Origin of the sequence: Parafannyhessea umbonata (assembly GCF_012844235.1) — a bacterium.
Taxonomy (GTDB): Bacteria; Actinomycetota; Coriobacteriia; order Coriobacteriales; family Atopobiaceae; genus Parafannyhessea.
In genome coordinates this window covers 150,793-174,970 of the sequence record NZ_JABAGR010000002.1, presented here as the reverse complement: position 1 = coordinate 174,970, position 24,178 = coordinate 150,793, and the positions used below count along the sequence as shown (strand labels likewise).

22 protein-coding genes are annotated in these 24,178 nt (G+C 65.7%); 9 read left to right on the top strand and 13 right to left on the bottom strand.

Annotation, left to right across the window (positions count from 1 at the left end; translation table 11 throughout):
* Positions 1–73 precede the first annotated feature (73 nt).
* The 3 genes from HF885_RS02615 to trhA are packed head-to-tail and all read left to right on the top strand — an operon-like array spanning position 74 to position 2,720.
* Positions 74–1,648, top strand: coding sequence for a C69 family dipeptidase (locus HF885_RS02615; RefSeq protein ID WP_170103417.1), 1,575 nt, complete (start codon positions 74–76; stop codon positions 1,646–1,648).
* Between the two features lie 5 nt (positions 1,649–1,653).
* A complete protein-coding gene (locus HF885_RS02610) occupies positions 1,654–2,007 on the top strand; it encodes a hypothetical protein (protein ID WP_170103416.1) in 354 nt (117 codons plus the stop codon).
* Positions 2,008–2,048: 41 nt separating this feature from the next.
* Positions 2,049–2,720 (top strand): PAQR family membrane homeostasis protein TrhA, encoded by a 672-nt coding sequence (gene trhA / locus HF885_RS02605; protein WP_170103415.1) that lies wholly within the window; start codon positions 2,049–2,051, stop codon positions 2,718–2,720.
* A 168-nt stretch (positions 2,721–2,888) separates the two neighbouring features.
* Here the strand turns inward: trhA and HF885_RS02600 are convergent, their stop codons facing one another.
* Positions 2,889–4,064 carry a coiled-coil domain-containing protein gene (locus HF885_RS02600; RefSeq protein WP_206109738.1) on the bottom strand — a complete coding sequence of 392 codons (1,176 nt, stop codon included), beginning with the start codon at positions 4,062–4,064 and terminating at the stop codon, positions 2,889–2,891.
* Between the two features lie 298 nt (positions 4,065–4,362).
* Here HF885_RS02600 and HF885_RS02595 point away from each other — a divergent pair, with 298 nt between their 5' ends.
* A complete protein-coding gene (locus HF885_RS02595) occupies positions 4,363–6,102 on the top strand; it encodes a YfcC family protein (protein WP_268935546.1) in 1,740 nt (579 codons plus the stop codon).
* Positions 6,103–6,121: 19 nt separating this feature from the next.
* On the opposite strand, the gene HF885_RS02590 is transcribed toward HF885_RS02595, so the two are convergent.
* A complete protein-coding gene (locus HF885_RS02590; RefSeq protein ID WP_170103413.1) occupies positions 6,122–6,919 on the bottom strand; it encodes an A24 family peptidase in 798 nt (265 codons plus the stop codon).
* Positions 6,920–7,090: 171 nt separating this feature from the next.
* Here HF885_RS02590 and larE point away from each other — a divergent pair, with 171 nt between their 5' ends.
* Positions 7,091–7,963: an ATP-dependent sacrificial sulfur transferase LarE gene (gene larE / locus HF885_RS02585; protein WP_170103412.1), complete on the top strand. Its 873-nt coding sequence runs from the start codon at positions 7,091–7,093 to the stop codon at positions 7,961–7,963.
* A gap of 38 nt (positions 7,964–8,001) precedes the next feature.
* On the opposite strand, the gene HF885_RS02580 is transcribed toward larE, so the two are convergent.
* From HF885_RS02580 to HF885_RS02570, 3 genes are all read right to left on the bottom strand, one after another.
* Positions 8,002–8,472: a SixA phosphatase family protein gene (locus tag HF885_RS02580; protein ID WP_170103411.1), complete on the bottom strand. Its 471-nt coding sequence runs from the start codon at positions 8,470–8,472 to the stop codon at positions 8,002–8,004.
* 57 nt (positions 8,473–8,529) lie between these two features.
* Positions 8,530–9,627 carry a nucleoid-associated protein gene (locus HF885_RS02575; RefSeq protein WP_170103410.1) on the bottom strand — a complete coding sequence of 366 codons (1,098 nt, stop codon included), beginning with the start codon at positions 9,625–9,627 and terminating at the stop codon, positions 8,530–8,532.
* A 166-nt stretch (positions 9,628–9,793) separates the two neighbouring features.
* Positions 9,794–10,447, bottom strand: a complete 654-nt coding sequence (locus HF885_RS02570) for a GNAT family N-acetyltransferase (RefSeq protein ID WP_170103409.1) — start codon at positions 10,445–10,447, stop codon at positions 9,794–9,796.
* Positions 10,448–11,973: 1,526 nt separating this feature from the next.
* Here HF885_RS02570 and HF885_RS02565 point away from each other — a divergent pair.
* Positions 11,974–13,455, top strand: coding sequence for a DUF1846 domain-containing protein (locus HF885_RS02565; protein WP_170103408.1), 1,482 nt, complete (start codon positions 11,974–11,976; stop codon positions 13,453–13,455).
* Between the two features lie 165 nt (positions 13,456–13,620).
* Here the strand turns inward: HF885_RS02565 and HF885_RS02560 are convergent, their stop codons facing one another.
* Complete coding sequence (locus HF885_RS02560) at positions 13,621–17,031, bottom strand: M14 family metallopeptidase (protein WP_170103407.1); 3,411 nt, start codon at positions 17,029–17,031, stop codon at positions 13,621–13,623.
* A 383-nt stretch (positions 17,032–17,414) separates the two neighbouring features.
* Between HF885_RS02560 and HF885_RS02555 the strand changes: the two genes are divergently transcribed.
* Positions 17,415–17,897: a hypothetical protein gene (locus tag HF885_RS02555; RefSeq protein ID WP_170103406.1), complete on the top strand. Its 483-nt coding sequence runs from the start codon at positions 17,415–17,417 to the stop codon at positions 17,895–17,897.
* 86 nt (positions 17,898–17,983) lie between these two features.
* Positions 17,984–19,108 carry an SIS domain-containing protein gene (locus HF885_RS02550; RefSeq protein ID WP_170103405.1) on the top strand — a complete coding sequence of 375 codons (1,125 nt, stop codon included), beginning with the start codon at positions 17,984–17,986 and terminating at the stop codon, positions 19,106–19,108.
* A 114-nt stretch (positions 19,109–19,222) separates the two neighbouring features.
* On the opposite strand, the gene HF885_RS02545 is transcribed toward HF885_RS02550, so the two are convergent.
* From HF885_RS02545 to agaB, 4 genes are all read right to left on the bottom strand, one after another.
* Positions 19,223–19,666, bottom strand: a complete 444-nt coding sequence (locus tag HF885_RS02545) for a PTS fructose transporter subunit IIA (RefSeq protein WP_170103404.1) — start codon at positions 19,664–19,666, stop codon at positions 19,223–19,225.
* Between the two features lie 118 nt (positions 19,667–19,784).
* Positions 19,785–20,603, bottom strand: a complete 819-nt coding sequence (locus tag HF885_RS02540) for a PTS system mannose/fructose/sorbose family transporter subunit IID (RefSeq protein ID WP_170103403.1) — start codon at positions 20,601–20,603, stop codon at positions 19,785–19,787.
* Entirely contained in the window at positions 20,593–21,381 is a 789-nt protein-coding gene (locus tag HF885_RS02535) for a PTS mannose/fructose/sorbose/N-acetylgalactosamine transporter subunit IIC (RefSeq protein WP_170103402.1), read from the bottom strand. The genes HF885_RS02540 and HF885_RS02535 overlap by 11 nt, the downstream gene beginning before the upstream one ends.
* Before the next feature lie 108 nt (positions 21,382–21,489).
* Positions 21,490–21,975 carry a PTS galactosamine transporter subunit IIB gene (gene agaB, locus HF885_RS02530; RefSeq protein WP_170103401.1) on the bottom strand — a complete coding sequence of 162 codons (486 nt, stop codon included), beginning with the start codon at positions 21,973–21,975 and terminating at the stop codon, positions 21,490–21,492.
* 309 nt (positions 21,976–22,284) lie between these two features.
* Here agaB and thpR point away from each other — a divergent pair, with 309 nt between their 5' ends.
* Entirely contained in the window at positions 22,285–22,992 is a 708-nt protein-coding gene (gene thpR, locus HF885_RS02525) for an RNA 2',3'-cyclic phosphodiesterase (protein ID WP_170103400.1), read from the top strand.
* 17 nt (positions 22,993–23,009) lie between these two features.
* On the opposite strand, the gene idi is transcribed toward thpR, so the two are convergent.
* The 3 genes from idi to HF885_RS02510 are packed head-to-tail and all read right to left on the bottom strand — an operon-like array spanning position 23,010 to position 24,173.
* A complete protein-coding gene (idi, locus tag HF885_RS02520; RefSeq protein WP_170103399.1) occupies positions 23,010–23,597 on the bottom strand; it encodes an isopentenyl-diphosphate Delta-isomerase in 588 nt (195 codons plus the stop codon).
* A 37-nt stretch (positions 23,598–23,634) separates the two neighbouring features.
* Positions 23,635–23,910 (bottom strand): type II toxin-antitoxin system YafQ family toxin, encoded by a 276-nt coding sequence (locus HF885_RS02515; protein ID WP_170103398.1) that lies wholly within the window; start codon positions 23,908–23,910, stop codon positions 23,635–23,637.
* Complete coding sequence (locus tag HF885_RS02510) at positions 23,910–24,173, bottom strand: AbrB/MazE/SpoVT family DNA-binding domain-containing protein (RefSeq protein ID WP_170103397.1); 264 nt, start codon at positions 24,171–24,173, stop codon at positions 23,910–23,912. The genes HF885_RS02515 and HF885_RS02510 overlap by 1 nt, the downstream gene beginning before the upstream one ends.
* Positions 24,174–24,178: the final 5 nt, after the last annotated feature.

Sequence of the window (24,178 nt, the reverse complement as noted above, 5' to 3'; positions counted from 1 at the left end):
GCGCGCGGGCTGGGCGGGCCCATGACGGGTACCATACAAGGGTCATGACACACGCGACCCGATGGAGGCACACATGCCCTGCACCACCCTGCTCATCGGCAAGAAGGCGAGCTACGACGGCTCGACCATAATCGCACGCAACGAGGACTCACCCGGCGGCGTGTTCACCCCGAAGAAGTTCGTCGTCGTCAAGCCCGAGGACCAGCCGCGCCACTACCGCTCCGTGCTGAGCCACGTAGAGATCGAGCTTCCCGACGACCCCATGCGCTACACCTCCGTACCCGACGCCACCCCGAAGGACGGCATCTGGGCGGAGGCCGGCGTGAACACGGCGAACGTCGCCATGAGCGCGACGGAGACCCTCACGTCCAACGAGCGCGTGCTCGGCGCGGACCCGCTCGTCGAGCTCGTGAAGGCGAAGGGCACCCCCGGCGAGGACGGCTACGAGCCCGAGGTCGCGGGCGGCATCGGCGAGGAGGACATGGTCACCATCGTCCTGCCCTACGCCCGCTCCGCGCGCGAGGGCGTGGAGCTCCTGGGCTCCTACCTGGAGCGCTACGGCACGTACGAGATGAACGGCATCGCGTTTTCCGACGCGGACGAGATCTGGTGGATGGAGACCGTCGGCGGCCACCACTGGATCGCGAAGCGCGTGCCGGACGACTGCTACGTCACCATGCCCAACCAGCTCGGCATCGACGACTTCGACCTCACGGACGCGCTGGGCGAGAAGGTCGACCACATGTGCTCCGCGGACCTCGCGGAGTGGATGGACGCCAACCACCTCGACCTCTCGCTCGACGTGGTCGAGCTCGTGGACGGCGACGACGACGGGCAGGCGGACGACCCCTGGCCTGACGCCGATCACCGCTTCTTCAACCCGCGCGACGCCTTCGGCAGCCACAGCGACTCGGACCACGTGTACAACACGCCGCGCGCCTGGGCCATGCACCGCTTCCTGAACCCGGGCCTCGGCTGGGACGACCCCAGCGCGGGCTGGAACCCGGAGGACGACGACATCCCCTGGTGCATGACGCCGCAGCGCAAGCTCACGATCGAGGACGTGAAGTACGCGCTGTCGCTGCACTACCAGGGCACGCCGTACGACCCGTACGGCGACCGCGGCAATGCGTCCACGCGCGGCGCGTACCGCCCCATCGGCATCAACCGCAACGGCCAGCTCGCCGTCATCCAGATCCGCCCGTACGCGCCGGAGTCCTGCCGCGCGATCCAGTGGATGGCCTACGGCAGCAACGCGTTCAACGCGCTCGTGCCGTTCTTCGCGAACGTGGACGCCACGCCCGAGTACCTGGCGAACACGACCCCGCACGTCACGACGGAGAGCTTCTACTGGGCAAACCGCATCATCGCGGCCATGGCCGACGCGCACTTCAACAGCTGCTCGCGCCACATCGAGCACTACAACGAGGCCGTCACGTCCAAGGGCCACGCCCTCGTCGCCCAGTACGACCGCAAGGTCGCCGAGGGCGGCGCGCCCCTCGCCTACCGCGAGGCGACGCCCGTCCTCGAGGAGGCGAACGCCAGGATCGCGGACATGCTGCGCGAGCAGACGGACAAGACCCTGGACGACGTCCTTCTCACCGCGAGCCTCGGCATGAGAAACGCGTTCGCCCTGAGCGACCACTAGCGCCCATGGCGGCCATCGCACATACACAAGGTGCCGCGGGCGCCCCGGACGAGCGCGAGCTCGCCTACCGGGCGCTCGTGCGCGCCACGCGAGGCCTCGGACTTCCCCAGGAGTTCGCCTACGTCATGTCCGGCGAGCTCAAGTCCGCCAAGGCCATGCGCCAGATGACTACGTACCTCATGAGCGCCCGTCCCGGCAGCGTCGAGGAGGTCGTCGACGAGATGCTCGCCATCGTCCAGAACAGAAATACCTGGATCGAGCACCAGATGAGGGAGCAGAGCAACGCCCGCATCACCGCATGGTACAACCGACCGGACCGCCCGCGCGAGGACTTCGACGACCCGGAGGACATCCTGTGACGCCGCCACGCAACGTCGCCACGCAACCAAGGGAGAAGAACATGGCATCTCGGGACGCAGCGGCGCTCGGAAGGGCGCCACGCCAGTACAGCACGGGCGAGGAGATCGCGAACGCCGTGAGCCACGGCGTCGGCGCCCTCCTCTCGATAGCGGCGCTCGTTCTTCTCGTCGTCCGCGCGGCCATGTCGGGCGCAGGCGCCGCCCACGTGGTCCCCGCCGTCCTCATGGGCGTCTCGCTCGTGCTCGAGTTCCTGTTCTCGACCCTGTACCACGCGCTTCGCCCCAGGGCGGCGAAGGCCGTGTTCAGGGTCCTGGACCACAGCGCCATCTACCTGCTCATCGCCGGCAGCTACGCGCCGTTCGCGTTCATCACCCTCGCGGGCGAGGGCGGCTTCCAGCTCGGCGTCGCCGTCTGGGTCATAGCGGCGGTCGGCATCGTTGCGGAGTGCTTCCTGCGCGAGCGCCAGCCGAAGTGGGTCTCCGCCCTCGTATACCTCGCCATGGGGTGGCTCGTCATCTTCCACGTGGCTGACATCGTGCGCCTTCTTCCGTCCGCCGCGTTCGCCCTCCTCCTCGCGGGCGGCCTGTGCTACACCGTCGGCTGCGTGTTCTACGTGGTCAAGCGGGTGCCGTACTTCCATTTCGTGTGGCACCTCTTCGTGCTCGCAGGCGCCACCTGCATCACGCTCTCCGCGCTGCTGTTCGTCGTGTAGCGGCCCCGCCAGTCGCGCCCGCGCCCGCCCGCCGTGCCCCAAACAGCAAATCGCGATTTGCTGTTTGGGGCATTTGTGTATCTACCTGCGAAAACGCAAAATCGGGGCCGACAACAAATCGCGATTTGCTGTCGGCCCCGCCTGTCTCGTCAGATTCTCGCGCCCGGCTTATGCCAGCTTGATGCCCATGAGCCAGCCCCAGCGCGGGGTGACCGTCGTGCCGTAGTAGCTGATCCACTCGTTCACGTTGATGGTCCTGATGTAGCCCACGTTGTCCATCATCACGCCGCCGCCCACGTAGATGCCTATGTGGCCGTAGATCCTGCCTGCGGCCGTGTGCGCGTGCGACGACACGGCCACGATCATGCCGGGCTTAAGGTCGCCGCGGTTCGAGCTCGTGCACCACGCGTTGTACATGTCGCACGCGTTGCCGCTCGCGTATCCGTAGCCCGCGTTGCTGAACACCTGCGAGACCCACATGGCGCACAGGCCCAGTCCCGGAGAGGGCGTCGTGTGGCACGCGCTCACCACGGCCTGCTGCGACCCCGTCGTCGCGCCGCCGCCAGAGATCGCCCCCGTCACGTTCGCGGCGCCCGCGCCGGAGTTCGAGGAGTTCCTCGCGGCGGCAGCCGCCGCGGCCTTCTTCGCCGCGGCCGCCTGCTCCGCCTTCTCCTTCGCCATCGCGGCCAGCTCGGAGTCGCGCTGGTCCATCAGCTTCTTCTGCTGGTCGGAAAGCCCGGCGAGCACGCTCTGCGTCTCCGCCTGCTTCGACTCCATCTCCTTCAGCTGCTTCTGCTGGGTCGCGGAGAGGCTCTCCAGCTGCGCCTTCTGCTCCTGCAGCGTGTCGCGCTGGCTCACGAGCTCCGCCTTCAGGTCCTTGACCTCCTGGATCATCCTGCTGTCGGACTCGCTGATCTTGTCCATGTAGTACACGTTGGACTCGAGCTCCTCGAAGGACGCGGACGAGAAGAGCACGTCCAGGAAGCCGGCCGACCCCGCCTGGTAGCTCTCGGAAACGCGCTTTGCCAGGCGCTTCTTCTTCTCGGAGAGCTCGTCCTCCTTCTCGCTGATGTCCTTCTCGACGTCGGTGATCTTCCCCTGCGTCTGCTCGATCTGGTCGAGGGTGTCCGACTGCTTCTTCGAGAGCTTCTCGTACTCGGCGGCGATGTCGTCAAGCTCGCCCTGCACCTTCGCGAGCTGCTTCTTCGTCTCCTCGATCTGTGCGTTCGTCGAGTCGACGTCCTTCTGGTCCACGGCAAGGGCGACGCGTGGCAGCACGGTGGCAAGACCGGCACCCGCAAATATCCTCAGCGCGTCCCTGCGAGAGATGTTGTTGAGTTCCAAGGGGTCCCCTGTTCGTTTGATCTGCATTCGGGCTCTAAACCCACACGTGAGATAGGATACTACCCTCCCCGCCCCTCCACCTCGTCCCTTTCCGCAAGTTTCACATCAGCCCAAAGCGCCGGTATTCCCCACACATGCATAAACGCCCCCACGAAGATGCAGTGCCCATCGCACCGCAGACCCGATTGTGGCCGCTCGTGGGCTCGTGTCCCCAGTTCGCGGAAACCAATTCGTAATCTTATTGAAATATTTTCCTTACAAATATAGACTGCCGCCCGGTGCCCGACAGCACGCCGGCATGACGGTCGCGGCACGAAAGCACCCGTCCAAACGCTACGCCGCGGCAGCCGGCCGCCTGCGGAAAGAAGGGAGTCGCCTCGCCATGAGCGACCAGAACCACGGCCAGGAGGCCGCGCCAGACCCCAACCTACCGAACGCCCCCGCGGACGCCGGGGACAGGGCCCGGGGCAAGAGGAAGCACCAGATGATCTCCTCGTACACCATCCTCCTCATCATCACCGTCGTCATCGGCGTCGCCACCATGCTCATCGCGCGCGTCACGCCCGAGGTCACGGCGGTCAAGGTATCGGACATCATCTCCAGCCCCGTAAAGGGCGTGCTCGACGGCATCGAGATCTCGCTCTTCCTCCTCATCTTCGGCGGCTGCATGGGCGTCGTGAACAAGGTGGGCGCCATCGAGACCGGCATCCGCGCGCTCGTGCGGCGCCTCGAGGGCCGCGAGCTCGTCCTCGTCCCCGTCATCATGGCCATCTTCGCCGTCCTCGGCTCCGCGTACGGCTTCTGCGAGGAGACCATCCCGTTCTACGCCCTGCTCGGCTCCGTCATGTACCTCGCGGGGTACGACACCATGGTCTCTTCCGCCACCGTCCTCTTCGGCGCCGGCGTCGGCTGCCTCGGCTCCACCGTCAACCCGTTCGCCAACGGCGTCGCCATCGCGAGCCTCCACGACAAGGGAATCGAGTGCAACCAGGTAACGATCATCGCACTCGGTGCGCTCCTCTGCGTGATGGCGTACTGCGTCTCCCTGTTCTTCATCCTGCGCTACGCCCGCCGCGTCCAGCGCGACAAGGGCTCGTCCATCCTCTCGCTCCAGGAGCGCGAGGCCTGCGACGAGGCCTTCGGCGGAAAGGACAGCTCCCAGGTCCTCACGAGGGAGAACTCCACCCTCACCGGCACCCAGAAGGTCACGCTCGTCCTCTTCGCCCTCACGTTCGTCGTGATGATCGCCGGCTTCGTCCCCTGGGGCGACTTCGGCGTCAACGTGTTCGACGCGGGCGCGTCCTCGCACGACCAGACCCAGCAGCTCGACGCAGATGCCATCAAGGACGACTGGAACGACACGAGCGCCGACAAGTACGGCACCATGACCTCCATCTCCAAGGGCGCCAGGGCCACGACCACCTCCACCGTCGAGGACTCGCAAAGCTGGACGGGCTGGCTCACCGGCGCCTCCATCGGCGACTGGTACTTCAACGAGGCCAGCACCTGGTTCTTCGTGATGGCCATCGTCATCGCCCTCGTCGCGCGCCTGTCCGAGGCCGACACCGTCGACGCGTTCATCGGCGGCGCGGGAGAGATGGTCGGCGTGGCGCTCGTCGTCGGCCTCTCGCGCGCCATCGAGCTCCTCATGAACATGTCGGGCCTGGACCAGCTCATCCTCACGTCCGCGTCCCACAGCCTGCAGGGGCTTTCCGCCATGGTCTTCACGCCGCTCTGCTACCTCGTCTACCTGGGGCTCTCCATCATCATCACCTCGACGTCCGCGCTCGCGTCCGTCTCCATGCCCATCATGGGGCCGCTCGCCCAGGTGCTGCACTTCTCGCCCGACGTCGTCGTGATGATCTTCGTTGCGGCAAACGGCCTCGCGAACCTGTTCTCGCCCACCGCCATCTTCCTGCCCGGCCTCATGCTCGCGCACGTGGGATACGGCACGTACCTCCGCTGGGCGTGGAAGCCCATCGTCGTGATCGGCGTGCTCTCCGTCGCGATCCTCACGGCCGCGATGATGATCTTGTAGCGGCCCGCGGCGCCGGCTGCTAGACCGCGCCCAGAAGCGCGCCGGCGCCGCCCTCTCCCAGCACGAGCGCCACCCAGCACGATGCCGCCAGCGCCGGGCCCCACGGAAACGCGTCCTCACGCGTCCCGCGGGGCCCGCCTCGCGTCTGTGCGCCGCGTCGACGGGCGCGCCGCGTCCACACAAGCCCAAACGCCAGCCCCAGCACGCTCGCAAGCGCGAGCATGAGCGCCATCTGCGCGGGCCCCAGGTACAGCGCCGCCACCGCGGCGAGCTTCACGTCCCCGCCGCCGACGCAGCCCGGCCCCAGCGCTCGGGCCGCCGCAAGCGAGAAGAGCATGGCCGCCGCCAGCACTCCCGCCGCGCAAAGCACCCGTCCCATGATCGGGAGAGCCACCTCGGCGGGGACGGCCCCACCGGCTGCCCCCTCCCACACCATGCATGCCACCCGCGTGGCGGCAGCCACGGCAAGCACGCCGTTCGGGATCCTCATCTGCACCAGGTCGAACGCGGAGAGCGCCACGAGGCAGCCGCACAGCGCCATCGTCCCCACGGCCTCTGGCGCCCCGGCGCGGCGTGCGACGCCGCACGTGCCCGGCGCGCCGCCGCCCGCAAGCACCCATGCCTGCGCCCCCAGCGCAAGGGCCCCCGCAAGCGCCATGCCCACGCGCAGTGCGCGTCCCGGGCGCGCACGGCCCGCGTCCGCGCTGCGCCCGCGCCCGTCCCACGCGGCGTCAAGCGCCCACGTCCCCACAAGCGCGCCGCCCGCCGCACCCGCAAGCGCCCACGCCCCGCACGCGCCCAGTCCCAAACGCACCATCGGCTCTCCTCCCTCCCCCGGGTGCACCGATTCTACGCGCCCGGGCGCGTCGTGCGGACCACGCAAAACGGTTAAATTCCCGCTACGCGCGCCCGCGCGCAAGACAGGCGCGATACAATCGCACAAACCGCGTCGCAGCTGCAGCTAGACGCAAGAAACAGGGGGATGGGGATGGATTTGGAACAGCCAGAGGACCGTCAGCAGGACCTTGCGCGCAAGCTCGGCGACCTCCGCGCGTACCTGCGCGAGCTCGGCAGCGTCGCCGTCGCGTACTCCGGCGGGGTCGACTCGACGTTCCTCGCGACGGTCGCGCACGACGTGCTCGGCGACCGCATGCTCGCGCTCACGGCGCACATCCGCGGCATGGGCCAGGCGGACTTCCTCGAGGCGCAGGAGCTCTGCCGCACGCGCGGCATCCCGCACGCGGCAATCGACTTCGACGAGCTCAAGGTGCCCGGCTTCGCGGACAACCACCCCAACCGCTGCTACACGTGTAAGCACGCGCTCTTCTCGGAGCTCAAGCTCGTCGCGGCGGCCCACGACCTGCGCTTCGTGGCAGAGGGCTCCAACGAGGACGACCTCGGCGACTACCGGCCGGGGCTGCGCGCCCTCGGCGAGCTCGGCATAAAGAGCCCGCTGCGCCACGCCCACCTCGCCAAGGCGGAGATCCGCGAGCTCTCGCGCCAGATGGGCCTCCCCACCTGGGACAAGCCCAGCGCCGCATGCCTGTCCTCCCGCTTCGCGTACGGCGAGAAGATCACCGCCCAGAAGCTGGAGCGCACGGCCAAGGCGGAGGCGTTTCTCCACTCCCTGGGCTTTGGCCAGCTCCGCGTGCGCGTGCACGGCGCGGACGGCCAGCTCGCGCGAATCGAGGTGCCCGCGGCGGACATCGCGCGCCTGTGCGCGGACCCCGTGCGCACCCAGGTAGCGGCACGCCTTCGCGAGCTGGGCTTCCTTTACGTCAGCTGCGACCTCGCGGGCTTTCGCTCCGGCTCCATGAACGAGGCCCTCGGCGCGCCGGATGCCGGGACGGCAGGGGCCTAGCGGCCCTCACGCCAAGCGTCCCTTACGCCAAGCGTCCCTCACGCCTCGCGCAGCCACAGCAGGCGCGCCTGGCCCGCCGCCAGCCTTCCCGTCGGGAAGTCGATCGCGGCGACGGTGCCCTTGCCGAACGGCACGTCCTCGCCGCACAGGCGCTCCACCATGTTCCGCATGAACGGCACGTGCCCCACGGCGACCACCGTGCTGCCGTCCACGCACGAAAGCTCGCTCAGGAAGCCGTCCTCATCCTGCTCGTACAGGCTGTCGTGCGGCACTATGTCCATGGGGTCCACGCCCAGCGCGTCCGCCGCCACCTCGGCCGTGCGCTCCGCGCGCGCCGCCGGGCTCGACCACAGCTCCAGCTCGCCCACCGGCTCGAGCGTCGCGAATATGCGCGGGTAGGCCTCCTCCAGCGCCGCCACGCCGTCCGGCGTCAGCTCGCGGGCAAGGTCGCCCTCGGGTCCCTTCGGCTCCGCCTTGCCATGCCTCACCAGCACCAACAGGTCGACCATGGTTTTCTCCCGCTCTCGTCGTGCCGGAAGCCCCGGCGCCGCCACGTGCCGCGGCGGCTACTTGTTCTCTATCTTTCCCACGTTCTTGATGAGGATGGACACGAAGCCCTCCGAGTCCGTCGTGAACTCGATGTAGTTCGAGTCCGCGGCGTACTGCGAGGGAAACGTGATCTCTATGCCGGTATCGGTCTTTATCTTGTGGTTCTTCGCCAGCCGGTTCGCGACGCCGCGCTTCACGGGCACCTCCTCCGGCAGCTCCTTCTCGCGCGTCACGCGCTCGTAGCGCTCCTGGAGCTCCGGCTCGTCCTCGAACACGCGCCGGCCCACCTCCTCGGGAGCAAACGCCTCGTCCACCTCCGCGCTCGACTGCACCACGGCCTTCGCGTGGGCCACGGCCTCCGTCACGTTCACGCCGGCCTCCTCGGCCACGTCCGCCACGATCTTCTCGACCGCCTCCACCACCTCGCGGCTCGAGGCCTGCACGGAGCACTGCAGCAGCCCCTCCGGGATGATCTGACGCTCCTGCGTGCCCACGGTGCGCACCTTGTCGTGGAAGTCGATTGAGAAGTCGCCCAGGTCAACCAGCACGTAGCTGTCCACCTTCTGCGTGGGGCTCGGCAGCGTGGAGTCCTGCCGAAGGATCTGGTTCAGCGGCGCGCCCGTCGCGTCCGCACCCAGGTCGTGGACGAACGCCTGCTTCCTGGGCAGCAGCACCGCCGCAAAGTAGCGCCGGCTCAGGTCCTCGACGTCCGCCTGCTCGGCCGCATCGGCAAACGCCTGCGCCACCTCGCCGTCGCCGGCCGCGTCCGCCCGGGCCTTCATGTCCTGCGTGTCCGTGAAGTCGCACACCAAGAGGTCGCACTCCTCCAGGTCGTCGCAGCGCCTGAGCTCCTCCCACAGGTACTGCGCCACCTGCTGCGAGATCTCCGTGAAGCCGATCTGCCCCTGCGCGTAGCCGTGCAGCGCGTCCGCGAACCCGCTCTCCGCAGAGAACTCGCCGTGCCTGTTCTCCGCGCTCGAGCTGATCTTGCGCATGTGGCGCTGCACGTACGACTTCACGGCGCGCGTATCCAGGTCAAGCTCGCGCTGCGAGAAGGACGTGCTGCCCGACTCGAAGTCGAAGGCGTGCAGGATGGCGTGGGCTATGTGCATCATGTTCTATCACCGTCTGGGTAGTGTCAGGGCCTGCCGCTTCGCGCGGCTTGTGTGCCGAGACAGCATACCACCGCGGGCGAGAAGGACGCGGCGACGGTGGTCGCGACCCGCCGGCACGGGTGGCGGCGACTTTGGCCCCAGCGACGCCCGTAGCCGCGGCGCGCGGCTACAGGCGTCTGCCGTACAGGTAGATCACGCCTGCGTTCGGGTCCCCGTACACACCGCGCTTCTCCTGGATTAGCTTGAGGCCCGCACGCTCAGAGAACTGGCAGTCCGAGTTCTTCGTGAGCATCGTGAAGAACCCGCGGGCTCCGTGCTCGCAGAAGCGCATGACCGCCTCCTCCAGCATGGCAGACCCGATTCCCTGGCCGCGCGCAGAGGGATCCACGACGCAGAGGTTGAGCTCCGCGTCGGCGTTGCTGTACCCACGGGAAATGAACACGTCAGCCGTGGTGTACATGCGCAGGCGGCTGAACAGCAGCTCCTCCACGGACGGACCGCCGATCTTCGCTCGCTTGCGCGCCGGCACCATGAGCTCCTTGAAGCGCTGGTCCCACTGCTCGTTCACGATGATGGCGCCGTTCTTCGTGAAGCCTCCGAAGCAGGCTCCGACGACCTTGATGCCCTGCTGGGCCACAAACGAGAACTGCGATCGCTTGAGCGAGCCCGCCGTCAGGACCCTTCCGAACGTTATGCGGTCGTACACGCCCTCGACGTCAGACGCCCACGTGCGCGCGCAGACCTTTGCGACCGCGTCGAAATCCGCCTCGGTAAACGGCCGATAGGTGATTTCGGGCCTCTCGTTCGTATCGATATCCATAGCCTCGCAGCTTCTCTCATGTCATCTATTGCATGGAAAATTCGTCCTGCAGAGTGGAACCGAACTTCCCTAACATATTGACGCATATTAATTCAGAGCGGTACGACTAACTGCCCGAGCGGTACGAACTTTTCCGCAGGCAGAATGGCCCCACAAAGGTCGATAGGTTACCATCAACTGCCAGCTCTATCAATGTTCTAATGACTGCCCATGTGGTGAACAGATAGCTGAATCCATGCGCTCACCCTCGGGTTGGCAAAGGGGAGCCCTTCGGCAACTCGACCAAGGCGAGCGCCCGCGTTCGTGGCACATGGTCACGCACCTGCAGTCAGTTTACGGATCCGTGCAAACTCGGGGCTCGTGTGTGCGGGGGGCCGGGAGCGTGGGTACACACCCGGCCTCAGTTCCCGGGATCCTGCAAGGTCGTGGCGGGTGTGTGCGGGGGCGCCGGCGCCGCGGGTACGCACCCGGCCCCAGTTTGCGCGAACCCGCAATCTCGCCCCCGGTGTGTTGCAGAAAGCGGGGCCCCGTGCCACGAAGTCGCGGGTGTGCTTCGCGAGATGCGAGAATCCCCCGGGTGTGCTACGCCCGCGTTTGGTTCGATTCCACATGATCGCAGGTAGGATGCACGAGCCATAACTCGTTTAACCATCACGGCGTCACACACCGCGGGGTTCCTGCCACGGCGGCCCCCGGGGCGCAACACACCCGGCCCGAGCTTGCACGATTCCGCAAGGTCGCCCCTGGTGTGTGCGGGAACGCCAGTGCCGCGGGTACGCACCGTGTGTGAGTTCGCACGATTCCGCAAGGTCGGCCCGGGTGTGTGCGGCGGCGCTCGGGCTGCGGGCACGCACCCGCCCCGAACCCGCGACGTTCCATGCGCGCGGGAGCGGGCGCGGTGGACGGCACCCACGGGAGCCGCACGCACGCAAAAAGGAGGACGGCCTTGCGGCCGTCCTCCCGAGGGGTAACTACTCTTGCTGGTACTTTGGACTCTCCCCCTTGGCTCGGGCACGCCCCGCTAGGCAATGCCTTCGTGCTAGGGAACCTGCGGTGACTCGCAACGCCTCATCGGGTGGCGTTCTGGTCTCTTTCGCGAACGACCGGTTCTGCCGTCTGTCTCTGTTAGGACTGTGCGAATCCGATCCGCTGACGTTGGCTGATGGTGCCGGCCGCTAGGCTAAGACGGGACGCGCGATGCCGTTCGCGAAGGACCCGGTAAAACACTCTTCGCTGTTCACTGGCATCACCTCCTCGTCCGGCCGCCGATAGGTTTCCGCGCGGCTTTTTCTTTTCACTGCAAGTATTACCCAACCGCGGGGAAATGCATACGGATAGATGGTCCTTTGCGTGAACGGCACAAGTTCGCCCGCAAGCGGCAAGATCGCGCGCCCACGCGAGCGCCGGTGCCCACAAGCGCCCGGCACGGTCCCTTCGCAATGTGCTTCATGCGCCCATGGTGTAGGCTAGGGGCGGCCGCATCACACTCGGCGCACCAGGCGCACCCCAAGACGAAGGACGCACCCATGCAGACGGGCTTTGACAACCAGAAGTACATCGACACGCAGGCGGCACGCATCCGCGAGCGCATCGCGCAGTTCGGCGGCAAGCTCTACCTGGAGTTCGGCGGCAAGCTGTTCGACGACTACCACGCGAGCCGCGTTCTCCCCGGATTCGAGCCGGACTCGAAGGCGCGCATGCTCAGGCAGCTGGCAGACGACGCGGAGGTCGTGTTCGCCCTGAACGCGAACGACATCGAGCAGGGCAAGCGCCGGGGCGACATAGGCATCAGCTACGGTGACGACGTCCTGCGCCTGATGGACGTGTTCCGCGGCATGGGCCTCGCCATCGGCGGCGTCGTGATCACGCGCTACTCCGGACAGCCCAAGGCGGAGGCCTACCAGGCGCGACTTGAGCAGATGGGCATCGCGGTGTACCGCCACTACTCCATCGCGGGCTACCCCACGAACGTGAACCTCATCGTTTCCGGCGACGGCTTCGGCAAGAACGAGTACGTCAAGACCACCAAGCCCCTCGTGGTCGTCACGGCGCCTGGCCCCGGCTCCGGCAAGCTCGCCGTATGCCTCTCGCAGCTGTACAACGAGCACGAGCGCGGCGTCGACGCCGGCTACGCCAAGTTCGAGACGTTCCCCGTGTGGAACCTGCCCCTGAAGCACCCCGTGAACGTGGCGTACGAGGCCGCGACCGCGGACCTGGACGACAGCAACATCATCGACCCGTACCACCTGGACGCCTACGGCAAGGTGACCGTCAACTACAACCGCGACGTCGAGACCTTCCCCGTGCTCAAGGCGATCATGGAGAAGATCATGGGCAAGAGCCCGTACCTCTCCCCCACCGACATGGGCGTCAACATGGTGGGTAACTGCATCTGCGACGACGACGTGTGCCAAGAGGCGGCGCGAAACGAGATCGTGCGTCGCTACTTCTGGGAGGCCGAGCGCCTGGAGCGCACGGGCCAGGGCGAGGCGGAGCTCGCGCGCATCGCCCTTCTCATGAAGGAGGTCGGCGTGGACGAGAATTACAACCCCGCGCACGCGGCGGCGCTCGTGAAGGAGGAGGTCACCGGGCTCCCCGCCGGCGCGATGGTGCTGCCCGACGGCTCCGTAATCACCGGCAAGACGTCCCGGCTGCTGGGCGCGGCGTCCTCGCTTCTGCTGAACGCGCTCAAACGCGTGGCCGGCGTGCCGGACGAGGTCTCCGTCGTCTCGGACGAGGCCCTGGCACCCATCGGCCGCCTGAAGACCGAGCACCTGCTCAGCCGGAACCACCGCCTGCACTCGGACGAGACGCTCATAGCGCTTTCCATCAGCTCCGCGACGAACCCGCTGGCAGAGCAGGTAATCGCGGCCACGAGCGCGCTCAAGGGCTGCACGGCGTACTTCTCGGTCATCATCTCGCGCACCGACGAGTCCGTGTACAAGAAGCTTGGCATCAACGTGTGCTGCGAGCCCAAGTTCGAGCGCGGCACCTACTACCACGGCTAGGCGCCCTGCACCACGACGACGCAGGTGCGACGCGGCAGTCATACCGCCCGCCCTCAGGCGAGAAGAGCCCGGGTCCCACGCGCAACGTCACGCGGGACCCGGGCCTCTCTTTGGCCTGGGGCTGGGGCAAGCCCGGATCTGGCCCCAGGCTAGACTCGGGCGAGGCTAGTCCTGGCTCTTCTCGCCTGCGTCGCCCTTCTGCCTGCGGCTGCGCACCACGAGGTACGCGACGCCCGCGACGACGAGCACTCCCACGACGACGGCCGCGGGGCTCACGCCCTGCCGCGCGCCGGACGCGGCGAAGTCGCCGTCAAGCTGCTTTGAGTAGACGGCCGCCGTGAGGTAGCGGTAGTCGTCCTGCTGGTGCGCCTTGTTGGTGAGCGTGTTCGCGAAGAGCGCGATGCTGCGCCCGTCCCTCTGGTAGTCGACGGCCTGGATCTTGCCCTGGTACTCCTTTATGTAGTCGCTGGGCATGAAGCCTTCCACCAGGGGGTCGTCCGTAGTCTTGACCAGGACCTTCGAGCCCTTGGGCGCCTTCTTGATGTAGCCGCCGCCGTAGCCGTACATGAGGTAGTCGCCCTCGTTCTTGTACGTCGCGGTGATGATGTCGTCCTTCGGGAACTCGACGGTTCCAAGGGCGTCGTAGCCCAGCCAGTCGCCGTCGCTCGGCGTGAACGACATGTTGCCCGCGAGCTTGTAGTCCTTCACGAACTGCAGCGCGTCGGCCGTGTAGGCAACGTACGGCGTGCCGGACTTCACCTTCGCGGCCACGGCCTTCGCGTTCACCGGGTACTGGCTGCCCACGATGATGGTCGCCTCGTCCAGGTCGTCCGTGAGCTCGAAGCCCATCTGCTTCGCGAGCGCGAAGTCGTCCCAGTTGCCGTTGGTGTTCGCGCGGTTCTCGTAGTCGGCCATGCCGACCTTGTTGCCCGCCGCGTCCTTCTGGAACTTCTCGTACGCCTTTGGCACGTACGCCTTGATCGTGCCGCTGATGCGTTGCGCCTTGGGCGCGGACTTCACCTTCTTCACGTCCAACACGTGGTCCCTTGCGGCACCCTCGAGGTCGGCCGCGGCCACCACGTAGTCGCCCTCGTCCTTGCCCTCGCTCACGAGCCCGACGGACTTGCCGTCCTCAAGCAGGTCGTTCACGGCCCTCACGGCGTCGAGGCCGTTGTTGTCGATCACGGCGTACTCGCCCTTGCCCTCGACGTCGCTCTTCTGTGCGGGCGCCTTCCTCACGTCCCTCAGCGCGTCTGCCCCAAACGCCCCGGCGGTGCGGACGGTGTCCATGTCGAACCCACGGAACTCCGAGAAGTTCGTGACGGGCTCGCTGTAGAGCGAGTACTGGGTCCAGTCGTCGATCACGAGGTTGGGGTACAGGGCGCAGTTGGCCATGTTGCGCTTCGCCTGGTGCATGTCCACCACCATGGTGCCGGCCGGGTACGTCTTGTCGCCCACCTTCACGTCCTTGGTGGTCTCCCTCACCTGGACGCCGTTGTGGATGAGGAAGTCGACGGTCTCGGCCGCCGCGGAGCGGTTGTTCTGCTGGTCTGCGTCCATGGGGATGACGTAGTACTCCGGGAAGAAGTTGCCGTTGGTCCTGCCGAAGCTGTCCTTGGCGTCACGGGGGCGGAACGTGTCGGCCTCCGCGCCCTTCTCGTCCCTCTGGTTCACGTAGTACGGGCGGATGGAGTCCGCGTCAATGTTCTGGACGCCGCGGCGGAAGCGCTCGAGCTGGTTGTTGAACATGCGGTCCTTGTTCTGGACGACGAAGTCCGCGTTGCCGATGAAGCCATAGCGCAGCGCCTCCACGGCGTCGGCCGTGCCGTACGGCGCCTCGACCGTGTACGCGTTCGTGCCGTGCATCATGGCGTACTGCGGCGTGTAGCTGGTGGACATGTCGTCGAACGGCGCCTCCCAGAAGCGCGTGCCGTCGTCCTGCAGCTTGAGGTAGTCGCGCATGGGCATCTGCACGGAGTTGATGGTGGGGTTGTTTGCGATGGCGGTGCCCATGAACGCCTCGCCCTGCGCGAGCGCCGTGTCTATGAACAGGTCATACTCGTTGTTGGGGTCGTGCGTGGGCGAGCAGGGCTCCACCTGGAACTGCTGGTAGTAGCCGTGGACCTCGTGGAGCGATATCGGGTCCCACTGCGTGATGAGGCCGCTCATGGCCTGGGTCTCGGGCTGGGTCTGGTACGTGTTGTCGCGGTTGAGGTCGAAGCCGTTGCCGTTGGTGCGGACGTTCACGGCGCGGGCGTCCACGTTCTCGCTCGGGACTAGGATGTAGAACACGTCGTCCAGCGACTTCGCCGGGTCGAACGTCCTCGTGTCGGAGTCGTAGTACCTTGCGAACTCCTCCTCGCTCAGGTCGGAGGACGCGTTGTCCGTTTTGGGGCCGTCGTAGTTGGTGCCGTGTCCCTTGCCGCCGTCGCCGCGGATGTAGCCGATGCCCGTGACATCGTCCTTCACCAGGTCGCTCCACACGGTGCGGTCGTGGTCCATCTCGGTCTTCAGCTCCGCCTTGCCCTCGCCGGTGAGGCTGGTGGCGCGCCGGTACTCGATGGGCTTGTTCGCCGCGAGGTCGCGGGCGAACTCCATCACGGCGTCGACGGCCACGATCTCGTCGGCGTGCACGTTGCTGTAGACGACGGGCACCTTGTAGTCGAGCTTCCCTGCCGCAAGGTCCGCCTGCACTGATGCCGGGTCCTTCTCCATGCGCTCCTTGAGGGCCTGGTAGTCGTCGAGGTCGGACTTCTGCTTCGCCACGAACAGCGCGCGCATGGGACGGCCCTGCGCAGACGTGCCAAACGTGCGGACCTCGGCATAGAGGCCGTTTGCCTTGGCCTGCCTCGCGAGCTCGGGCAGCTGGGCGTCGACGTCCCTCTGCGTGTGGAATGCGTCGTACGGCCTGAGGTCGACCTTCGCGGACGCGGCCTTCGTGCCGTCCACGTCGCACGCGAGGGTGTACGTTCCCACGTAGTCGTACATGGACGAGCGCACGAACTCGCGCGAGCGCACGTCGATGCCGTCGATTCCCTCGTAGAGCTCGCGGTTCTTGAACGAGGCCACGACAGACGGCGTGCCGTCGACCTCCTTGGCGGTCAGCCTCACGTCATAGAAGAAGTCGCGCGACTTCAGGACCTTCTCGTCGGCGGTGTTGCCGTTTCCGCTCTCCGCGGCGCCGTCCTGGGTGGCGACGGTCTTCCAGTCTCCCAGCTTTCCGCCAAGCCACTGCTTGGGGTAGGTCTTCTTGCTGAACTGCCCCTTCGGGCGGCTGAGCGTGAGCGTGACCTTGCCCTCCTTGATGAGGGACTCGAGCTCGTCCACGCTCTTGCCCTCCACGGGTGCGGTCATCCTGAACTCGCGGCCCTCGATCATGGAGATCATCGGCGTGGAGCTGCCGTCGTACGCGGCGTCCGTGCGCTCGAGCGTGGCCTTGCCCGTGGAACGGCTGGCAGACTGCGACTGTGCGGACGTCGCCGCCATCGCCGTCGTGGGTGCCACGGCCTGCCCCAGGCTCACGGTGAGCATGAGGCCCGCGACGATCGCGCCGCCCGCCTTGCGAATGGAAACCATGCTTCCTCCCTCTTGGATTGCGCCCATGCGAGAAGTGCAGCCTACGTATGCAGCGCTTCTCGCCGCTATTGACGCAACACAGGGTACTTTGCTACCTAATCTTATGTTTCTAACTTATTTCGTTTCTAGGTAAACGTAGGTGTTTGTTCGGCACATGGCAGTCTGAAAATGTTGATACCGCATGCATATCGTGCATGGAATAACCCATAGTCGCACGATTGGGGGACAACGGCGCCCGCATGCCGCGCGGAAGTTGTTTCCCGCTTGCGAAAATATGCGCACCCGTGGCAAAAGGCTTGTGCGTAAGCGGTACGCGTGGCACACAATGGTACTGTAACGTCATATAAAGATGGTGCCAAGGCGGCACGGGGGAGGCAATTGGGATGAGCAAGGCGGCCACGTACGGCGTGTCCGAGGACGGAAGGGCAATCTACAGGAACGCGTGGCTCAGGCGCAGCTTCTACCTGGACGACGCGCAGCAGCGTACGTGCACGATGTACCGTTCGCGCTTCGTGCTGGGCGTGGCGGCGGGCGCGCTCGCGTGGGTCCTCACGAAGAGCTACGTCGCCCTTGTGGCCATACCGTCCGCGATCATCCTGGTGATGAGCTATCTCTTCTACTACCGCTTCCTGACAAGCCTGGAGCTTGCGCCCGACGACGGCGCCACGCTCCCCCGCAGGCGCATGAGCCTTGCGCAGGGGCTGGTGTACGGGCTTGGCGGCATCGCCTGCGGCTGCCTCATGGTCGCGAACGCGCAGGCGCAGGGCTTTGCGGGCCCCACCCTCATGGCGAACTACGTCGCGGCCGCCGCGGTGGCGCTCTTTGGCGTCTGGCAGCTGCTGAGGGGCCTGGTCGAGCGCGGGTAGCGCTTCCTAGACGGGACGCGTCACAAGAGACAATTGGCATCGTCTTGCGCCGCGCATGCAGCGCGGCGAACGGGAGAGGGGACGGAATGGAGAAGGAAATCGAGAACGTCACGATGATGACCTACGTGCGGGAGACTCCCGGACAGGTCGAGAAGAACGTCGGCCGTAGGAAGGAGCTCGTGGCGCCGCTGGTGGACGAGCTCGAACGGGGAGGCTACGGTTCCGTGCTCGTGATCGCCTGCGGCTCGAGTGCGAACGCAAGCAGGTGCGCCGCGCCGTTCATGCGGAAGTACCTGGGAATCCCGGTAGTGGTCACGACGCCCGGCGCGTTTCTGACCTCCGACTTCCTTCCCGGGAACGACACGCTCTGCTTCGTAGTTTCGCAGTCCGGCTGCTCAACGAACTCCCTGGCCGCGCTCGACAGGCTGCGCTCCGCAGGCAGGAGGGCCATCGGCATCACAGGCAACCTCGACTCCGACTTCCGTGACCATGCGGACCTCGTCGTGGACTATGGCGTGGGCGTCGAGTACGTGGGCTACGTAACCAAGGGTGTGACGACGCTCGCCCTGTTCCTCATGCTCTTCTCGCTCGAGGCCTCCCACGACACGGGACGGCTCTCCGACGAGGGATATGGCAATGTCGTGAGCGAGCTCGAGCTCGTTCCCGAACGCCATAGGGCGGTCCAGGAAGCGACGGAGGACTTCTTCTCCGCGCACCTGAAGGACATGCTCTCCATCGAGACGAACTACGTCATCGGCTTCGATCAGGCGTACGGCATCGCCTGCGAGGGTGCCCTGAAGTTTGGCGAGACCATGAAGGTCCCCTCGTTCGCCTTCGAGGCCGAGGAGTTCAACCACGGCCCGAACCTGCAGCTTAACCCCAGCCGCACCGTCTTCGTGGTGGACGACATGAACCTTGGCTCCAAGCGCGCGCACGAGCTGTACGACGCCTGCCGGTGCATCACGGACCACACGTACCTCGTGACGTGCGGCGACGCGGGCGAGAAGGACGACCACACGTTCGCAGCGAGCGTAGGCGAGGTCGCGGAGCCGACGCTCTCCCCGCTCTACCTGCTGCCGTTCTTCCAGATAATCGCCCACCACGCGACGGACGCCCTCGGCAGGTGGGACGACTTCCCTCTGATGAGGGACTACAAGCGCTGTGCACCGAGCAAGACCGAGAAGATCAGGGACGTCATGCCCCTGCTGTAGATATGCCCCTGCCGAAGGGAATGAGGGCAGCTGCACGAATAAGGACTAAGGCCCGCAGGCAGTCCCGGATGGGACGTAGCCTGCGGGCCCTCTCTTGCATTTCGGCTCGTGCGACTAGATTCCGTCCGAGAAGTCCTCGTCCTCCTCGGCAGGCTGCGCGAGCTCGAACTCCACGACGGACGACTTCATGGAATCCTTCGCGAGCTGGGCAAGCTCGTCGAGGCCGGACACGGCGTCGCGCTGCGTCGCGCACTCGACGAGGCCACCCAGGTTCACGCCCGCGACGACGCGCACGTCGCCCAGGGGGATCCCGAGCGTCGCCGCCGTCTTGAACGGCGTGCCTCCCACGAGGTCGCAGAGGACGAGTACCCCGTCGACATCCTCCCTCAAGCGAAGCGATTCCAAAGCCGAGGCCATGCCCTTCTCGAGCTCCTCCGTGCCAGAGAGCGAGGTGAAGTCCAGTGCCGCGTAGGCGTCCTGGGGACCGGCGATGAGCTCGAGCGCGGACGTGATTCCCGAGGCGAAGTTGCCGTGACCCGTGACGATGATTCCGACCATATGACCCTCCCATGCGGGGTGGCGGCCTCAGGGCCGTCCCCGAACCGTGGTCGGGGCCCCGCGCACGGGGCCCCGCCACATCAGACGTTACATGTGACCTGCGGTCTTGCCACAGTTGCTACATCCAGTTGAGGAGCGACATCAGAAGGCCGAACAGGATGACGCAGCCGATGACGGCGATGGTGTTGACGTGCTTCTTCTTGAAGAGCCAGTAGATGAGGAACACGACGGCAAGGGGCAGGACGTTGGGAAGGAGCTGGTCGAACACCGACTGCACCGTGGTGGAGCCGACGCCGAAGACGAGCTTCTTCTGGAACGCTATGGAGACGTAGCTGGGTATGAGCGCGCCGATGACCGTGGTGCCGAGGATTCCCGCGGCGCCGGTGAGGTATCTCGTGGCCGTGCCGACCTTCTCGACCGCCTTCGAGCCGAGGCTGTAGCCGAGATGTGCAAACCAGATGCGCGAGAAGCCGACGACGAGGTATATGCCGATGAAGACGAGCGGGCCCAGGATGGAGCCGGACTTTGCGAGCGAGCAGGCGATGCCGGCCGTGATGGGCAGCACGGTGAACCAGAAGATGGAGTCACCGATGCCAGCCATGGGTCCGAAGAGGCCGTTGCGGACACCCTGGATGAGCTTGCGGTCCGCGCCCTTCTCCTCCATCGCGAGGACCATGCCCTGGAGCAGCGTCGCCATGTGCGGCTCGGTGTTCATGAACTCCATGTTGTAGGTCATGAACTCCTTGAGGTCCTCTTTCGAGTCGCCGTAAATCTTCTTGAAGCCCGGAATCATGTTCATGGTCCAGCCAGGCGCCTGCATGCGCTCGAACGAGAACGCGATCTGCTCGGTGAGCGAGTTGATGCCGAGCCTCGTGATGTCGGACTTGCTGAGCTTCTGAAGGGGCTCGCCCTTCTTGTTGGTGGGATTAGATGCCATCAGAGTCGCCTCCGTCGTCGATTGCCTCAGCCTTCTGCTCGTCAAAGCGCTTCTGGTACATGTAGTCGATCGCGGCGAGGGACGCGCCGATGATGGCGACGGGCAGCACGTTGGGCATCTTGAGGAACGTGGCCATGACGAAGCCGATGAAGAGGTACGGGTAGGTCTCGGGCTTCAGCGTGGTGAGCAGCAGCATGGCGAGGCCGACGGCGGGAAGGATGCCTCCCGCGACCTCGAGGCCGTGCGTGACCCAGGTCGGGAACGAGTTCACGAACGCCTGGATGGGCGCCTGCAGCGCATAGGAGCACAGGAAGATGATGAAGCCGCAGAACACCGCCTCGAAGATGGTGACGCCCCAGACGAGACTATTGAAGTGCCTCACGTCAGCCTCAGCCGCGTACTTGTCGAGCTTGTGGGGGACGAAGGAGTAGACCGTCTTGAAGAGGATGCCGATGCCTTGGGCGAGGAGCGCGAAGGGATACGAGAGCCCGAGCGCCGTCTCGGCACTCTGACCGGTGGTGTAGGCGAGAACGACGGTCATGATGCCGGCGAACAGCGGGTCGGGAGGCACGGTCCCGCCGACGTTCGTCATGCCGAGGTATGCGAGCTCGGTGACGGCGCCGCACGTGACCCCCAGCTCCACGTTGCCCAGGATGATGCCGGTGAAGAACGCGGCGACCATGGGCCTGAACCAGTAGAACGCCTCGGTCTGCTGATCGAATTGGCATATTGTGCCAACTATGAACAGCAGAAGGCCTTGCACAAGGGTAAGTTGCATGCTTCCTCCCTATGTCAAGCTCTTCTCCCCAGGGGAGAAGGGCGCCAACAAACGATGGATGCTCTTGCGTGCTATGAGGTTGTGTGGGCTTGATGCCCGCCCGACTGTCTAGAGACCGAGGTCCTCGACCTTGCGTCCCGTGGGCATGAGCTGGATGTAGACCTTGGTGCCGTGGCCCTGTATGGCCTTGAGGTCGGCGAGGTCCTGATCGTCCACGTAGACGTGCTGGTCGTGGAAGACGCGCTTGTCCCCTGAGGCATGCATGTTGCCGATGTTGACCTCCTTTATGGGGACGCCACCCTCCACGAGCTTTCGCATGTCCGCCGGGGTCTTTGCGACGATGAAGATGTGCTGGCGGGCGCTGGCCTTGCCGATCACGTCGATCGTCTTCTGAATGGTGAAGAACCTAATGCCCACGCGCGCGGAGTCCGCCGTGAGCTTCATGAGCGACTGCTGCATGGGGTCTGCAGCGGCGTCGTCGTTCGCGACGACGATGAGGTTGCAGTTGGGTATGGACCCAACCCAAGCCGCGCCGACCTGTCCGTGCACGAGCCTGTTGTCAATCCTTGCGAACACGATGTCTGGTGTTGCCAACGAATGTCGCCTGCCTCCCGTGGGGCGCTGGCGTCCGGCCGGCGTCGCTTTTCAATGGTGAAATCAAAGCCATCGTTCTTATACGCCCGACAATATCGGAAAAAGCAGATACAAACGCGAATGATGCGTTTTTCTCTGCAAACGTTATAGTGGTCTTACGGGATTGCGTAAACGATTTCCACGTGTTAAGCACAGATTGCCACTCCGCTACCCTTGGTTGACGCATATCCAATCCGGGCAGTCGCGCCGGCATCGCTTGGCGCGGAGAGATCGGCAGACCGAGGCCGTGCGACGGGAAGGGGGTGCACCGTGGACGACGGGACGCAGGCAAGGGAGACCGCGCGGGGCTCGAGCGAGAACGCAGCGCCGCGCAGGAGGCTCTTCGTGGCGTTGCTGCCGGACGAGGGCGTGCGCGACGAGCTCGTGGGCGTGCAGCAGATGGTGCTCCCCCACCTTGACCACGCGCGGGCGACGTCGCGCGGGAACCTCCACCTGACGCTCGCCTTCCTTGGGGAGCTCGACCGCGAGCGCGAGAAGCGTGCGCTCCAGGCGATGCGACGGGCGGCCGAGGACGCCCGGACGGGAGTGTTCGCCGTCGAGCTGGGGCCTGTGGGATGCTTCCAGAAGCGTCGCGGGTCGATTCTGTGGCAGGGCCTTCGCGAGGATGGCGCGGAAGGACGGGAGCATGAGGGGTCGCGGAACGGAACGCGACGGCTCGCGGAACTGAGGGCGACCCTTGGCATACGGCTGCTGGAATGCGGCGCGATCACGGAGCCGCTCCCCACGTTCGTTCCGCACATGACGCTGGCGCGCGGCTGCCGTCTACGCAAGGAGGAGCGCGAGGCCGGAATGGACGCGTTTCTCGCCCAGGCGAACGAGCAGCTTGCGGCACGTAGCCTGAGAGCGGGGCGGCCGTGGACCACGAAGATGCGCGTCGGTGCGGTGTCGCTGATGTGGAGCCACCATCCGGATGGCGGCGCGCTCACGTACACGGAACTTGCGCGCGTGAGCCTGTGACCGGGGATGACGCGGACCTAGGGGCGGGCGTGGGCCGCTAGCCAGGCGCACGCCATGGGGGCGGCCGTCAGAAACCAGCTTGCGTAGCGGGACGGATGCGCCTGCAGGTCCGCGAGCGCCTCCTTGGCGTCGACCCATGCGATTGCCTCGACCTCCTTGGGATCGGGAGCGAGGGGCCCGTTATACGGCGCCACGAAGACGTGATCGTACTCGAACTCCGTAAGCCCGTTGCCGTAGGGGCTTCGGTACACGAACGACCCCACCTCGTCGTACCCTAGGCTTGCCGCCACGGCCGCGGGCACCCCCAGCTCCTGGGTGAGCCTGCGCGGAACGGCATCCGCAAGCGCCTCCCCCACCCGCGGGTGCGAGCAGACGGAGTTGGCCAGAAGCCCGCCGGAATGGTACTTGCCCTGGGCACGACGCTGCAGCAGGAGCTGGAGCGTGCCAGCGCTCCCCCGATACAGGAAGAGCGAGAACGCCCTGTGCAGGCGCGCCTGCTGGTGGCACGCGAGCTTTCCCATGCTGCCCTGGGGACGGTCCATGAGGTCGACCAGGATCAGCTGGTCTTCCTGGTGCTGGGACAGCATGTCTGCCAGGCTTGCCATGCGCTGCAACTCCCTACAAATCAGTTAGCAAAGCTTTCTATCTTCTTGTACGCCGACGGAGCAATGCATCATGATGACCCACGTCCAACAACAGGATGAGATGACCCTCCTCGAACTTAAACGCTATTCTCACGTCCATGTTCACGCTGCACTCAAACTCATGTGAAGCACGTATATGCTTGACGCGCAAGGAAGGGTGCCACGGATCAATAGCAAGCTGCCGAATCTTGTTTTCGACCTGCGCCTGCTCCTTCTTCCCAAGCTTCGCATACGCCTTCTTAAACGAAGGCGCAAGCACGAGCTTATATGGCATCAGCCGGCCCGATGCAAATCTGCAATCGCATCATCCGCATCTTCAAAAACTGGAAGGTCCCCGCTGGATAGCCCCTCCTCTGCCTCACTGGCAAGACGCTCCAGTTCTTCAATCTTCTTCTTGGGATAGATCACTACCGGGACAAAGCGGATCTCCCCATCCTCGATGTAGACATCGAAAGTGTCACCAGAGACAAGGCCGAGCTGATTGACTAGCTTCTTCGGTATCGTAACCTGACCTTTGTCCTTAAGCGTCGTGAGCATCCCGG